Raw genomic sequence first — 13,868 nt, 5'->3', positions numbered from 1 at the left:
CAAAGTTATTAATTTCTCGTTTCTATCAAACCTCCATCTTGCTAGTGCTCTCTTTTTTATTTTAGCCTGCACAAAATCAAAACGGTTGGAAGTTTTATGTACCATTTTTTTTAGCCAACAAACCAAAACGCTTTACCAATTTACTCTTACTTTTGCGGCAGTTTTATGCATTTCAACCGTAAGCACTATTCAGACGAGACCCTATTAGGTCTTTATAAATCCATCTTATACCCTCGCATGATCGAGGAAAAAATGCTCATTTTGCTGCGTCAGGGCAAGGTAGGTAAATGGTTCAGCGGAATCGGGCAAGAAGCCATTGCCTGTGGTGTGGCTGCTGCCTTACACCCCGACGAATACATACTGCCCCTGCACCGTAACTTAGGTGTTTTTACAGGTCGTAACATCCCCTTTAGCAAACTATTTGCTCAATGGCAGGGAAAAAAAGAAGGGTTTACCAAAGGCCGCGACCGTTCATTCCACTTTGGTACCAATGAGTATCATATTGTAGGAATGATTTCGCATTTAGGTGCAATGCTGGGTGTAGCCGATGGTATTGCATTGGCGCACAAACTAAAAGGCGAAAAGAAACTTGCCGTGGTATTTAGCGGCGACGGCGGCGCCAGCGAAGGCGATTTTCACGAGGCCATTAACGTGGCTGCCGTATGGGATTTGCCTGTAATTTTTGTGGTTGAAAACAACGGCTACGGGTTATCAACCCCCAGCAATGAGCAATTCCGCCAAAAGCAATTTATTGATAAAGGAATAGGCTACGGCATTGAAGCCGTGCAAGTTGACGGCAACAATATTTTGGAGGTGTACGACACCCTTGTTACTTGGGCTGAAAAAATACGCAACAACCCCCGCCCTATTTTATTTGAGGCAATGACGTTTAGGATGCGCGGCCACGAAGAGGCTTCGGGCACCAAATACGTTCCGCAGGAGTTGTTTGATGAATGGGGTAAAAAAGACCCTGTGATGAATTATGAAAACTACCTGAAAGAAATAGGGTTGTTGGACGATGCTAAAATTGCCGCGATAAGAGCGGAGTTTAAGCAAATGATGGAGGCCGGACTTGAAGAAGTTTTTGCCCTACCCGAAGTAGTTTGTAACGAAGAAGAAGAACTGGCAGATATGTACCAACCTGTTGAAGTTGTTTCATCGGGTGATTACGGTACACTTAAAAACGTGGTAGAAAAACCTGCTACGGATAAAATCACCGAGAAAAGATTTATTGATGCGCTTAGCGAGGCGATGTCGCAAAGCATGGAACGTCACCCTAACTTGGTGTTAATGGGACAAGACATTGCTGAATACGGCGGAGCGTTTAAAATTACCCAAGGCTTTGTAGAAAAATTTGGCAAAGCCCGTGTACGCAATACCCCTTTGTGCGAATCAGCGATTGTGGGAGCTGCATACGGTCTTAGTATCAAAGGCCACAAAGCTATGATGGAAATGCAGTTTGCAGATTTTGTAACCTGCGGTTTCAACCAAATAATTAACAACCTTGCCAAAAGCCACTACCGTTGGGCACAAAACGCTGATGTGGTTGTGCGTATGCCAACAGGTGCCAGCACCGGCGCAGGCCCCTTCCACAGCCAAAGCAACGAGGCATGGTTTTTCCATACTCCCGGACTTAAAGTAGTGTACCCAAGCACTCCGGCAGATGCCAAAGGTTTGTTGTGTGCTGCATTTAACGACCCGAACCCTGTTATTTTCTTTGAACACAAAGCATTGTACCGCAGCATTGAAGAGCCTGTGTACGATGATTATTATACCATTGAAATTGGTAAAGCCCGCACTGTAACTGCAGGTGAAGAGCTTTCTATTATCACCTACGGTGCGGCTGTACACTGGGCTGTTGAAGAATGTGAAAAACAAGGCATTGATGCCGATATAGTTGATTTACGTACGCTATTGCCTTGGGACAAAGATGCAGTAGAAGCTACGGTAAAGAAAACTGGCCGTGTACTGCTATTGCACGAAGACACCCTTACAGGTGGTATTGGCGGCGAAATAGCGGCTTGGATTGCGGAAAACTGCTTCCAGTACCTTGATGCCCCCGTAATGCGTGTGGGCAGCTTAGATACAGCCGTGCCCCTAGCTAAAGACCTTGAAGAACACTTTTTGGCTAAAAAACGTTTGGCCGCAGCTTTAGAGAAACTGAGAGGGTTTTAATAACCGTTGATTCAGCACCTTTTCTTCATTGAAAATGCTTTATATCAGCCTATAAGCTTTTAAAAACTACTCAATTTAATATTGCAGGTTTACCTTTTACGAGCATAAAAGTATATATTACTATATATTTTATGCTATGAAGAAATCTGCCCTACTCTTCGTTTTTGCCTCGGTACCGTTTATTGTAAGCGCGCAAAGCTCTATTAGCGGATTATATGCCAAAGCAGGCTGGAACAACATTAAAATGAAATCAAAATATTTTGATGTTGAATCTTCGGGTGGCAGTACGTTTGGTTTTATGGGTAACTTTATTTCATTTAATGATGATGACAGAGCAACCTCAACATTCTTTCTTGAGTGGGATTATTCTAAACGGGAATCAGACGCCAAAGGCTTTGTAAGGAAAGACAGTATCTCGTTCTCCCCCTATACATACAACTACACCTATCACAAAATGCAATTAGCATTGGGTTTTGACGCATACATAGTTCCGGGTATATTATCATTTCAAGCAGCATTAAAGTTAGGCAGTATTACCATTTCGGGCAAAAAAAACGAGGAAAAACGACCGATATACTTAACCCAAAACGCTGCAGACCCTACTAAGGATTATATCGACGCGAATAAGTTTGATGAAAAGCTGAACGATTTGGGCTGGATAATTACCCCGATACCGCCCTTTCTTGTGCCTACCAGTTATGATTTATTACTGGGGATTGGATTTGGTAACGGCAGGATTTTAGGGAATGTGCGGTATAACATTGGGTTAACCAACCTGCATCGCAATACGGATAAAGACAAAAAAGTGTGGGAACGCGGTTTAGAAATAAACCTGATGGTTCGGTTATATTCAAATAAAGATTAATCTGCCTGCAATAACAAACGCATGATTATATGCATACTAAAAGCCTTATAAAAAAAGGCTTAACTTCTTAATCCAGATACTTTTAACTGATTTACAATTCAATTATTACTACCATTTTTACTTATTAGAAAACAGAAGACTTTTGTATTGTCTTTATGGTATAATATCTCCATACTGAACAAAACTGCCCCAACAGTTATAAATGGGTGCGAAAGCCGAAAAGCAAACGAGTAGGCAAAAAAACAAATAACTATCAATCATGTCTTCTGTTAATCAATTTGCCTATGTTCCGGGCACTAACAACTACGTTTGGGGAGCTGAAAACACAATTCCAAACATTCCTATTACAGGCGCACCCGCCGACACCAACTTTAGCCGCTTTGCAATGCTAAATGACGGCGCGACCTACCGAATGTACTTTTTTAAAGGAAGTACTAACAACACCTTGTACCAATTTGGTTTCAACGGTTCATCGTATGATTTCGGGTACAATTCAATACCTGAATTAACTCTAACAAACATCCCTTCGGATGCAGACATGTCTAGCTTCGCCATGCTGTACGACGGTGCTTCATACCGCTTGTATGTTAAGCAACTGGGCAACGCTGAACTACTTTATCAAGCTGCCTACATACCAAACTCTACAGAGTATCAGTTTGGTTACAACTCAATACCTCAAATACCCGTAACCGGATTCCCAAGTGACGCAGACTGGTCGAGGTGGAGCATGTTGTACGATGGTGCCGCCTACCGCATTTACAGTATGCAGTTGGGCAGCAACACAACACTGTACCAAGGATCTTACAATAGTGCCGACAATGCATATGAGTATAACTTCAACTCAATTCCTGTGCTAAACATTGTTGGTACCCCTGCAAATAGTGATTTGGCTCAAATTGCTATGTTGTATGGCGAAAACTTATACCATTTGTATTTCCAAACGTTATAAGTTCAAACGCATCAAAAAGCAGGCTTTTTGTACTATTCTTAACCAAAAAGGGAGTTACCTCTTATGAGACAACTCCCTTTTAATATAACCTTCGTTAAATTAAGGAATCAAATTGTTTTTGAAGTTGGCATACTCGCTATCAAAGGTGGCGGTTCCGCTACAGCTTTGGGCAGCTTTCTCATCAGTGATATTTTTCACCCTTTCATCAGGACTGGGATGGGTGCTGAAAAACGCATCTATCTTGTTTGAGTTTTGACCATCGGCAGCCAGCTTGCTAAAAAAGTTAGAAAAACCATCGGCCTTGTAATCTGTAGGACACAAGTAAGTTACTGCATATTTATCGGCTTCACGCTCGGCATCGCGTCCGTATTTCAATAAAAGCAGGTTTTCAGCGATGGTGGTTAGCGTTCCTTTGTTTCCGCCTAACGCAATACTCAGCATCATCTCAATACCGTATTGCTTGGTCATTTGGTCAGTGGTATGGCGGCGGTCAGCATGCGCCATTTCATGCCCCATTACCCCTGCCAGTTCATCCTCGCTGTTCATGTATTTAATCAACCCTGTGTACACATACATATAACCACCGGGCACACAAAATGCGTTTAATACCGAATCATCCTGAATAATGAATACTTCCCACGCAAACTTGTCTTTGTAAAATACTTTACCGCCGTTTTTCAACTTGGTTACAATATTTCTAAGGTAGGTATATGCTGCTTGGTGGGTATTCTCGTCAAGAATGGGATATTCGGCGGGATTAGAGGCAATTTCTGCCTTTACTTGTTGTCCCAGTTTAATATCATCATCAATAGAGAAAATATTGATGCTGTTATCATCGGGGTTTTTGCTGCAATTGGCCAAAAACACTAAAGAAAACGCAGCGAAGCCTAAAACAAATAACTTTTTCATACGCGGGGCTTATTTATGCGAAAATAAAACAAATGCCCTGCCAAACCAACAACCGGCTAACGTTCTGATAATTGCTTCTCTAAAACGATGGCTTCATCCCCCTCTTTGTAGGGCAAATACAACATTACCAAACGCATCATTTCATCCTTATCATCCATTCCCCGTTCAAAAAACACATCGCGCGGCGGACTGTACGGATTTTGGTCGTTGGCAGCCGTATTATCAAACAAGGCCTCGGCACGTAAAACGCTACCTTTGGGCAATTTTACAATGTTTTTAAATCGGTAAAATTCTTGCCAGTTAAAATCCCAATCGGGTATCTCTACCAGTTTAATGGTATCGCCTGCGGGGGTTACACAATACACCTTAAAATACTTGCCCAACTTGTGCATGTGAGGGTTGATAGCCAACAATGATATATCATCGTGCAGCTTCACATTGATATAAAATTGTTTTATGCTGTCGGCAGGTATTACCCAATCAGCGCCGGGATTTGGGTTTGTAGGTTTGAAAGCCGCAAAACCGATGGCTCGGTCAACCGGTTTTTTTGAAAAATATATGTGGATTTTCGATTGGTCGGTTTGCTCCACAGGACTGGGGGCATAATGTAAATTTCGTATCATTAAAATACCCCGCTTAGGCAAACGAAACCCTATTCCGTCATTAAATACCTGCGGTGATGTGCCGGGCAAGTACCCGCTGTGAAACACTTCTACAGGGCCTTCGCCGTATTGGTTTATCAGATTAAAATAGCCGTAATCGTGGGCATCGTCAACAAAACTACTGTCGCCGTAAACAAAATAATCTGGACCGCTGAAAATATCTACATCATCGGGCACAGCTAATACCTGATAGCTGGCATGGTGCACCAGTTTACGGTTACCCGCTATAAATTCAATACCGCAGGCAAAGGTATCGTTGGGCAATTCGTAGGGGATTTTATAACAGATGTATTGCTCTTGGTTGTTACCTTGTACCACGTACGGCTTTTTCATTTGCAGCACCATATCAGGCTTGCCCAATAACTGAGACCCATCCGGAAATTGAGGCATAGAGGGTAGTTTGTCTTTAGGCCCTTCGGGAGTGCCGCCCTCTACCCATTTTTTTATCTTTTCTTTTTCCTCGGCAGTCAGGTATTTTTCGTTAGCAAAGCTTCTGTAATGAGGATTCGCCTTCCACGGCGGCATATAGTCAATTTCAGTAACGTACTTAATGAAATTGCCCTTTTGCTTCACCTGCTTAAAGGTTTCTAACGGAAAAGGTGCTGTGCCGCCCGTACGATGACAGGGCAAGCAGTTTTTATACATGACAGGTGCAATATCTTGGGTATAAGTAGGCGCTTGCGCCAACCCAACGCTTATGCTGCACAAAAAAACAATGACTGTTAAAACTAGTTTCATCACACAAAATCTATCATCAACCATTTAACAAATGTGTGTTTAATGACAAATGTTAAGCGCCTAATACTCCCCTCCTATTTTTCTTTTGTTCAAATCTGCCGAAGGGAATTTGGGCAAAGATACAGGCACTTGGGTTAACCCTGTGGTATCCGTTAGCGATTGCATAAACGCAATTATATCCTTCGTTTCGCTTGGAGTAAGATTAAGCGCATCGGGTGCTAAGGTTTGGTTATCGAGTTCAAAGCCTAAACCTGCACCCCCGCCACGGTTATAAAAATCTAACACATCTTCAAGTGTTTTATAAACGCCGTTGTGCATATAAGGGGCAGTGAGTGCCGCATTGCGAACTGTTACGGTTTTAAACGCATGACGGTTGAAATCAACCTTTTCTTTCATACGGCCGCCAAAGCGACCGATATCGCCATCCAGTACAGGATTAATTGTATCATTAGTAGCAGGTACACCCAATACCTCTGATTCGTTTTCGGCAAAATTGGGAGGGACTAAACCGCTAAAGGTGGGCGCAAAGTGGCAGGTAGCACAAGCCGCTTTGCCCATAAATAAGTTAAACCCGTTAATGGCTTGCGGGCTAAGGATGTTGGCCTCACCGCGCAAGTGCTTGTCAAAATCAGAGTTAAACGAGGTGAGTGTTTTTAAATACGCACCAATAGCTTCTGATATGGTGTGTTTTGAAATTTCTCCATTATAATTAGGGAATGCCTCCCTAAACAGTTGTTTGTATTCTTCGCTTTGGTTCAATTTGGCTGAAATCTCAGGGTACGAGGTGTTAAACTCATGCGGAGAGGTAATCACGTGCTCAAACTGGTTTTCGATTTTTTCAGTGCGTAAATCGTAAAAGTAACGTTCGGCAAACACGCTGTTGATAAGCGTTGGCGAATTGCGAGAAACCGTTCCTTTAAAATCCAAGGCAAGGCTGCGTTGCTCACCGTCGGTAAAGGCTTTTTGCGGGTTGTGGCACGATGCACAAGCCCTTTTGTTGTTAGAGGATAATACAGGGTCGAAAAACAAGTATTTACCCAATTTCTCCATTTGGGGTTGGGTAATCCCTTTTTTCACCATCGAATAATAGTCGGGATTAAGAAAATCATTGCCGAAAAAGTTATCGGCTAAATAGTTATAGGGTTGATTGATACCCGCGGGAGTATCGTACACAGTTTCAATACCCAACTGCAATTGGGCATCTTTAAACAATTTGAAAGCCGGATTTAAATATTCTCTTATGAATTCTAAGCGGTTAAAGGCATCAAAATCAGCATTTACGCTAAGATATTGTATAGCTGCCGATAGCTTAGTTTCAAGCTGTTGACCTAATTCACCCTTTAATTGGGGTGTATAAACCTTAGCCATGTATAACAACGGTTGCAAGGCATTTTGGCAATCTGCCAACGAGTTGCCGCTACCCGGTGTATCAAACCCGGTAATACCCATTGATGCAACACGCACTAATTGCAAGCGTGCAGCCTCAAACAAGTTGCGCTCTGACATATATTGTTTCTGCTGAAATAACTTTAGTTCGGTAAAGTTTTTACAAAGCAAGGCTATTTCATTTTTCAAGCCTTCAGTATCAGGCTGCTCCTCAAAAAGCATTTCATCTATCACCTGCAAACCGTGTGGTTGCAATACATTCATTTCACCGCTGTTCCGCTCGATTTTTGGCAACGGGGCACCGTTCACGTAATCCTTCACGGCAGTATTGTCAAAATACTCCAGTATAAACTCTATTTGCTTGTACTTTCCGCGCACATTCAAAAAAGCTTGACGGGTTTTCACCAAGTCAAACGTGGGTGCTTCTGCTGTATTCTTAAGCTCAAAAAGTGCGGTTTCAACATTTTGCAGTCCGTTACGGTATTCACCCGTAAGTTGCTCAAGGGCATTGGTACTGTTGCTGTAACTAAATGCAGATAGGATGAAAACCAGTACACTGATAATGAAGATTACAGTGGTTTTGCGTGAACTTAAAATCTCTTTTGCCATCATTATAATCGGAAACAAGGGGTGTTAATGAAAAAGAAGGAATACGGAGTTTCCGTATTCCTTCTGCTATTGATACTTAGAAAAATTATTCTACAATTAGTTTTTGAGTTTCGCCTTTATCGTTCATTACGATATAGGTTCCGGCAGCTAGGTCGGTAACGTCAACAATCTCAACATTACGCAACACTTTCACACGCTTGCCGCTCATTTCATAGATAGCGATATCGCAAGCTTTGTTCAGGTGCAACTCACGTGATACAGGGTTTGGATAGATAGTAAACACGTCGCTGCTTTTGATTTCTTCAACGCCTACCCAAGTATTTACAATGTTTTCCCATCCGGTAATTGCCATTGTTAATGAGTGGTTGTATGGGAACGCATTTGCAGGAGCAGGGTGTTGTGAGTTAAAGAACAAAGTTTTACCATCGGCAGAAGCAATCACACCTGTGATTTCAGCACCTTTAGGAGTAGCAGCAACACGTACTAAGTCGTTGATAGTTGGGTTTTTGATAGTCATGTCCAACATCCACATTTCGCAAATTTCAGTACCTGACGATTGGTTTTCAGCAGGAGTACGACCAAAGCTACGACCGTTCAAATCTTCAAGAATTAACATGAATTGACGACCGTTGATAGTCATAACACCCAAACCATCAGGGTTTGAAAGGTGTTTTGCAGGATAACCGCCGTTTACAGGCAATGAAGTAGGAGTATAAGGACCTCCCTCAAGATATATATCAACTTTGCTGGTAGCAGGGTCATACACCAATACACGACCGTAGTAGTCAATAAATTTACCTGCCATTACTGAATCTATAGCAGCTTGGTCGGTTCCGGTAAATGAAGGGTTACGGGTTTTGTAAGCCCTAGCCCAATGTGGACTCATAGTTGCGCCACCTGCTACGTTTGCAGTGAAGTTAAAACCGTCACGACCAGTTTCAGTCCAGTAGATTTTGCCATCAAGCGGACTGTATGCTACCCACTCGTTACGGTTAAAGATAGCAGCACCTTTAGCAAATGCATTAGTTGACAGGTTAGCTACTGAGTCAAATTTATCGTTTACAAGCTCAACCCATGAACCGTCAGCTTTCCAAGCATATAGTTTACCTTTTGTAAAATCATCAGCTTGGTCAGCTACGAATTTAATCCAAGGACCTGGAGACTCGTCAATACCCAAATAAATGGTTTTATGGTCAGGCATCATCGCGCCACCTTCCCAACCGGCACGGCCCCAGTTGTATTGCTTGCGGATAGCTTTAGCAGTACGTGGGTCAATCTCAACCATGTAGTTAAAGTTTTGGAATTTCTTAATGGTTTTGCCATTGAAATCACCGGGAATAGTAGTGCTGATTACCCAATCAGCTGTATCGCGTACACCGGCACCGCTACCACCCATCGGGCTTGCAGAACCAGCAGAAATAGAAGCATTGTTGGTACGGAACCACTCTTCAGCTGTCCAGATACGACCGTTAGGGGCAGAAATACCTGCACAGTTCATACCTGTTTCACCTACGGTGTTTTTAAAATCTACGTTAAAGAATTTACCGGCACGGCCATCAGGAAGAGTTTGGTTAACGATGCTGATAGAACCATTAGAATTACGACGAACTTTGAAAGCCGTCATACCACCACCGTCACCAATTTTGTCATCGTTCCAAATCATCTCGTGGTTCACTGACAACCAACCCAAATCTTGGGTACCGGTAGCAGTATCAGGAGTAAATCCGATGAAATCGTGCCATTCTTTTGCAAGGGCAAAGCCATTGGGTTGACCGTTGTTACCTACGGTTTGAACCGAGTCGATACCACCTACAAAAAGAACTTGTGATTTAAGAGGAGATTGTGGCAATACCACTGTTGTTGCGTTGTAGTTTGCAGTTGCCTCAATCGGGAATTTGAATTGGGCGTTTGCAGTAGCGAAACCGCCAGCAACAAAGGCGGCCAATACGTACAGTTTTTTCATTGTTAAGTATGAGTTTGGGTGCAAAATTGACCCTGCACTGTAAAGAAATTGTCACTACTGCTTTACTAAAAAGGCAACAAAGAGTTAAAATACCTTTACCAAAACATTACCAACTAATAATATACACTAGTCGTATTATCAATAAATCAAGCACCCATAAGTCTTTACTTAACAAATACCATGTGGCGTTGCAGCATATTAATAAACCATTAACTGCCCTTAACTTTCATTTTTTTTATCTGTTTAAACAAAATAGGAACGAATTTTGTAAATTCGTACTAAGTATAATGAAACGCGGTTTAATTATAGTATGGCTGTTTTTGTACACTGCCCTTTCGGCAGTGGGCTTACCGCTTACTGTGCACTATTGCGAAGGCACCTTGGTGGGTGTTGAAGTAGTAGAAACCGAGAGTTGCTGTGGTAGCGAAATTCCGGACGACTGCTGTCGCGACGAACATGCCTACCTTAAATCTGACGAAAAGCATCCGCTGGCATCGCAACTGCAACCACCAACATTACATTGGTTTTGGTTGCCCGCAATTGAGTTTGGAGTATTGCAGGTATTACCTATCGCTGCACCAACTGCCAGCATTATTACAACTCCCCCCCACCCTCCTCCGGTCGACATTTATGTGAAACTGGGCAATTTCAGGATTTAATACATTTTAAACTTTTCATAGTGCTGCCACTACTATCAGGCTTAGCACTGCTTTTTCATTTATCAAAAGTTTAAAACAATGAATCCGAAAAAAATAAAATCATACATATATATAATAGTACTGTTTTTGGCCTCTACACCATTAACAGCACAAAACATCGTGCGGGGCACGGTGCTCGAGGAAGCTGGCAAAAGCCACGCACCCCTTGCCTTTGTAAATGTTTACTGGGCTAATACAACAAAAAGTACCACCACTGACACCAATGGTGTTTTTGCCATAACACAACCTGAAGGAAGCAACCTTTTGGTAATAAGCTATGTTGGCTTTATGGCTGATACAATCGAAATAACTCCGCAAACAGTATTACCTCTAAAAATTGTGCTTAAAAATGTACTTGAGGTAGAAGAAGTAGAAGTAACCGGCGAAACCCGTGGTTTGGTGCTTGACCGCCTAAACCCGATTAAGGCCACCATAATGACCGAAAAGGAGTTGTTTAAAGCCGCTTGCTGTAACTTATCAGAGAGTTTTGAAACCAACCCTTCAGTAGATGTTAACTACAGTGATGCCATTACAGGAGCTAAACAAATACAAATGTTGGGACTGGCGGGTGCGTACACCCAAATAACCTCTGAAAACCTGCCCGGTGTGCGTGGCCTTGCTGCACCTTATGGTTTGGGATATTTACCCGGTACTTGGATTGAAAGCATACAAGTAACCAAAGGGATAGGTAGTGTTGCCAACGGCTACGAAAGTATTACCGGACAAATAAATACAGAGCTGCGCAAACCCCAAGGCAAAGACAAGGTGTTTGCCAATGCTTATGTAAGCAATCAGGGCAGGTATGAAGGTAACCTTGTGCTTGGCCATGATTTAAACTCTAAAGTGAGCGCAGGTTTGTTACTGCACGGAAGCATACTTACCCAAAATGTGGACATGAACAACGACGGTTATCGTGATATGCCTACAGGCTATCAGTTAAACGGTGCCCAACGCTGGCATTTCAGCAACCACAAAACACTTGAGGGACAATTTGGTGTAAAAGCGTTAATTGAAGACCGTATTGGTGGCGACACCCGCTACGACGGCGTGAACCGTAACCCATCAGCAGGTGTATACGAAGCAAGGATTAAAACCGAACGCTTTGAGGTGTTTGGCAAAACGGGCTATGTATTCCCTACCAAAAAATACCAAAGCTTTGGGTTGATGTGGAGTGCTCTTACCCACAACCAACAAACCTTTTTTGGAAACAATAGTTACAATGCCCGCCAACAAAGCGTGTATGCCAACTTCTTATTCCAATCTATTATTGGCAATACCAACCACAAATACCGCGCTGGTATTAGCTTTTTGCACGATATATACCACGAAGAGATTGTAGTAAAAAACCAATCACCTGCTACCCCAAGCCGTGTTGAGAATGTGCCCGGTGCGTTTGTTGAATACACTTGGGAAGCTACAGCACGATGGATGCTGATAGGTGGTTTGCGTGGTGATTACCACAACCTGTTCGGCTTTTTTGCAACACCACGTTTGCACGCCCGCTACGACAGAGGCAACGGTACTGTAGTACATATTACTGCCGGACGCGGACAACGTACAGCTAATGTGTTTGCTGATAACTTACAGATATTTGCCACAGGACGTAATTTTGTGTTACCTGCCAACTGGCAAACTGCTACAGCCTATAACCTACGTCCTGAAGTAGCTTGGAACATGGGGATTAGTCTTACCAGCGAAATAAAAATAGGCAAAAGAAGTGCTACCCTTGAGGCTGATATATTCCGTACACAGTTTGAAAACCAAGTGGTTATAGACTTGGATAATACTGCAAGAGAGGTATCGTTTTATAACCTAAACGGTAAATCGTTTGCCAACAGTGCCCAAGTACAGTTAACCTATGAACCCGTACGCCGAATAGAAACCCGTATCGCATACCGTTACTACGATGTAAGAACACAATACCAAAGCGGGTTGTTACAACGGTACTTGCAAAGCCCCCACAGGGCGTTTATAAACGTAGCCTACAAACCTCGCGGTAAATGGGTGTTTGATGTTACAGTATCTTGGTTTGGACCAAAACGTTTGCCCAATACACAAGCCAACCCCGAAAGCTTACGCATGCCAGAGTATTCGCCCTCGTATGTATACGTCCATGCACAAATTACCAAAACCATTGGCAAACGCTGGGATGTGTACGTTGGTGGTGAAAACCTGCTTGATTTCAGGCAAGACCGCTTAATTGTTGACCCCGCCAACCCAAATGGCAATTATTTTGATGCAAGCATGGTTTGGGGACCTGTACAGGGTCGTATGTTCTATGCAGGTGCACGTTTCAGGATTAAAAAATAATATACACTAACATGAAGAAAATAGTAATTCTACTTGTTGCTTTTTTTACGGCAACAGCAACCATACAAGCCCAAGATTCAGCCATTAAAAACTTTGCAAAGGCTGACAAAACTTTTATTAAGCAACTAAACACCGTTTTAGAAAGCTATTATCCGCTTAAAGACGCTTTGGTTAAAACCTCGGCAACAACTGCGGCAACAGCGGCTACCGATTTAGCTAATACGCTTGAAAAGGCAAAAACAGATAAACTTACCGACGAACAAAAAACCTACTATACAGGCCACTACAGCCATCTTACTACCCAACTGCAATTAATTGCAGGCAGCAGTGATGTGGAAGTACAGCGCAAGGCGTTTGAGCAGGTTTCGTTAAGTATGTATGCGTTGATTAAATCGTTTAAGGCTAATGCTCAAACTGTTTACCGCCAATACTGCCCTATGGCATTTAAAGGCCAAGGAGCTTATTGGCTATCAGACAATGAGGAGGTAATGAACCCTTACTTTGGAAACAAAATGCTGCACTGCGGCAATGTTGAAGAAGAGTTTTAAGCACCGCCAACTCAATTAAGTATAAAACCACAAAGGCACAAAGTATAATACTTTGT

The 13,868-nt window shown here is 42.7% G+C and carries 10 protein-coding genes; 6 read left to right on the top strand and 4 right to left on the bottom strand.

Annotated features, from left to right (window positions below; translation table 11 throughout):
• Positions 1-165: 165 nt before the first annotated feature.
• The 3 genes from F9K23_01355 to F9K23_01345 all read left to right on the top strand — a co-directional run bounded on the left by F9K23_01355 (position 166) and on the right by F9K23_01345 (position 3,989).
• Positions 166-2,175 (top strand): dehydrogenase, encoded by a 2,010-nt coding sequence (locus F9K23_01355; protein ID KAB2918813.1) that lies wholly within the window; start codon positions 166-168, stop codon positions 2,173-2,175.
• A 136-nt stretch (positions 2,176-2,311) separates the two neighbouring features.
• Positions 2,312-3,040, top strand: coding sequence for a hypothetical protein (locus F9K23_01350; protein ID KAB2918812.1), 729 nt, complete (start codon positions 2,312-2,314; stop codon positions 3,038-3,040).
• A gap of 259 nt (positions 3,041-3,299) precedes the next feature.
• On the top strand, positions 3,300-3,989 hold the full coding sequence (locus F9K23_01345) for a hypothetical protein (GenBank protein ID KAB2918811.1): 690 nt from the start codon (positions 3,300-3,302) through the stop codon (positions 3,987-3,989).
• Positions 3,990-4,088: 99 nt separating this feature from the next.
• Here the strand turns inward: F9K23_01345 and F9K23_01340 are convergent, their stop codons facing one another.
• The 4 genes from F9K23_01340 to F9K23_01325 form a co-directional block, all read right to left on the bottom strand.
• Complete coding sequence (locus F9K23_01340; GenBank protein ID KAB2918810.1) at positions 4,089-4,898, bottom strand: M48 family metalloprotease; 810 nt, start codon at positions 4,896-4,898, stop codon at positions 4,089-4,091.
• Positions 4,899-4,954: 56 nt separating this feature from the next.
• Positions 4,955-6,322, bottom strand: coding sequence for a cytochrome c (locus F9K23_01335; GenBank protein KAB2918809.1), 1,368 nt, complete (start codon positions 6,320-6,322; stop codon positions 4,955-4,957).
• Positions 6,323-6,358: 36 nt separating this feature from the next.
• Entirely contained in the window at positions 6,359-8,311 is a 1,953-nt protein-coding gene (locus tag F9K23_01330) for a cytochrome-c peroxidase (protein KAB2918808.1), read from the bottom strand.
• Between the two features lie 67 nt (positions 8,312-8,378).
• Complete coding sequence (locus tag F9K23_01325) at positions 8,379-10,256, bottom strand: DUF839 domain-containing protein (GenBank protein KAB2918807.1); 1,878 nt, start codon at positions 10,254-10,256, stop codon at positions 8,379-8,381.
• 287 nt (positions 10,257-10,543) lie between these two features.
• On the opposite strand from F9K23_01325, the gene F9K23_01320 reads away from it, so the two are divergent.
• From F9K23_01320 to F9K23_01310, 3 genes are all read left to right on the top strand, one after another.
• The gene (locus tag F9K23_01320; protein KAB2918806.1) at positions 10,544-10,915 is read left to right on the top strand and encodes a hypothetical protein; all 372 of its coding nucleotides are present in this window, start codon (positions 10,544-10,546) and stop codon (positions 10,913-10,915) included.
• Between the two features lie 78 nt (positions 10,916-10,993).
• Positions 10,994-13,264, top strand: a complete 2,271-nt coding sequence (locus tag F9K23_01315) for a TonB-dependent receptor (GenBank protein KAB2918805.1) — start codon at positions 10,994-10,996, stop codon at positions 13,262-13,264.
• 11 nt (positions 13,265-13,275) lie between these two features.
• Positions 13,276-13,812: a DUF3347 domain-containing protein gene (locus F9K23_01310; protein ID KAB2918804.1), complete on the top strand. Its 537-nt coding sequence runs from the start codon at positions 13,276-13,278 to the stop codon at positions 13,810-13,812.
• Positions 13,813-13,868: the final 56 nt, after the last annotated feature.

It is taken from the genome of Bacteroidota bacterium (genome assembly GCA_008933805.1).
Taxonomy (GTDB): domain Bacteria; phylum Bacteroidota; class Bacteroidia; order UBA8524; family UBA8524; genus SB11.
This window is presented reverse-complemented; position numbering and strand designations above follow the sequence as displayed.

Excerpts from the sequence above, each read along its gene's own strand:
- F9K23_01340 (KAB2918810.1), bottom strand. The coding sequence starts at position 4,898 with ATGAAAAAGTTATTTGTTTTAGGCTTCGCTGCGTTTTCTTTAGTGTTT.
- F9K23_01335 (KAB2918809.1), bottom strand. The coding sequence starts at position 6,322 with ATGGTTGATGATAGATTTTGTGTGATGAAACTAGTTTTAACAGTCATT.
- F9K23_01325 (KAB2918807.1), bottom strand. The coding sequence starts at position 10,256 with ATGAAAAAACTGTACGTATTGGCCGCCTTTGTTGCTGGCGGTTTCGCT.
- F9K23_01320 (KAB2918806.1), top strand. The coding sequence starts at position 10,544 with ATGAAACGCGGTTTAATTATAGTATGGCTGTTTTTGTACACTGCCCTT.
- F9K23_01355 (KAB2918813.1), top strand. The coding sequence starts at position 166 with ATGCATTTCAACCGTAAGCACTATTCAGACGAGACCCTATTAGGTCTT.
- F9K23_01315 (KAB2918805.1), top strand. The coding sequence starts at position 10,994 with ATGAATCCGAAAAAAATAAAATCATACATATATATAATAGTACTGTTT.
- F9K23_01345 (KAB2918811.1), top strand. The coding sequence starts at position 3,300 with ATGTCTTCTGTTAATCAATTTGCCTATGTTCCGGGCACTAACAACTAC.
- F9K23_01310 (KAB2918804.1), top strand. The coding sequence starts at position 13,276 with ATGAAGAAAATAGTAATTCTACTTGTTGCTTTTTTTACGGCAACAGCA.
- F9K23_01350 (KAB2918812.1), top strand. The coding sequence starts at position 2,312 with ATGAAGAAATCTGCCCTACTCTTCGTTTTTGCCTCGGTACCGTTTATT.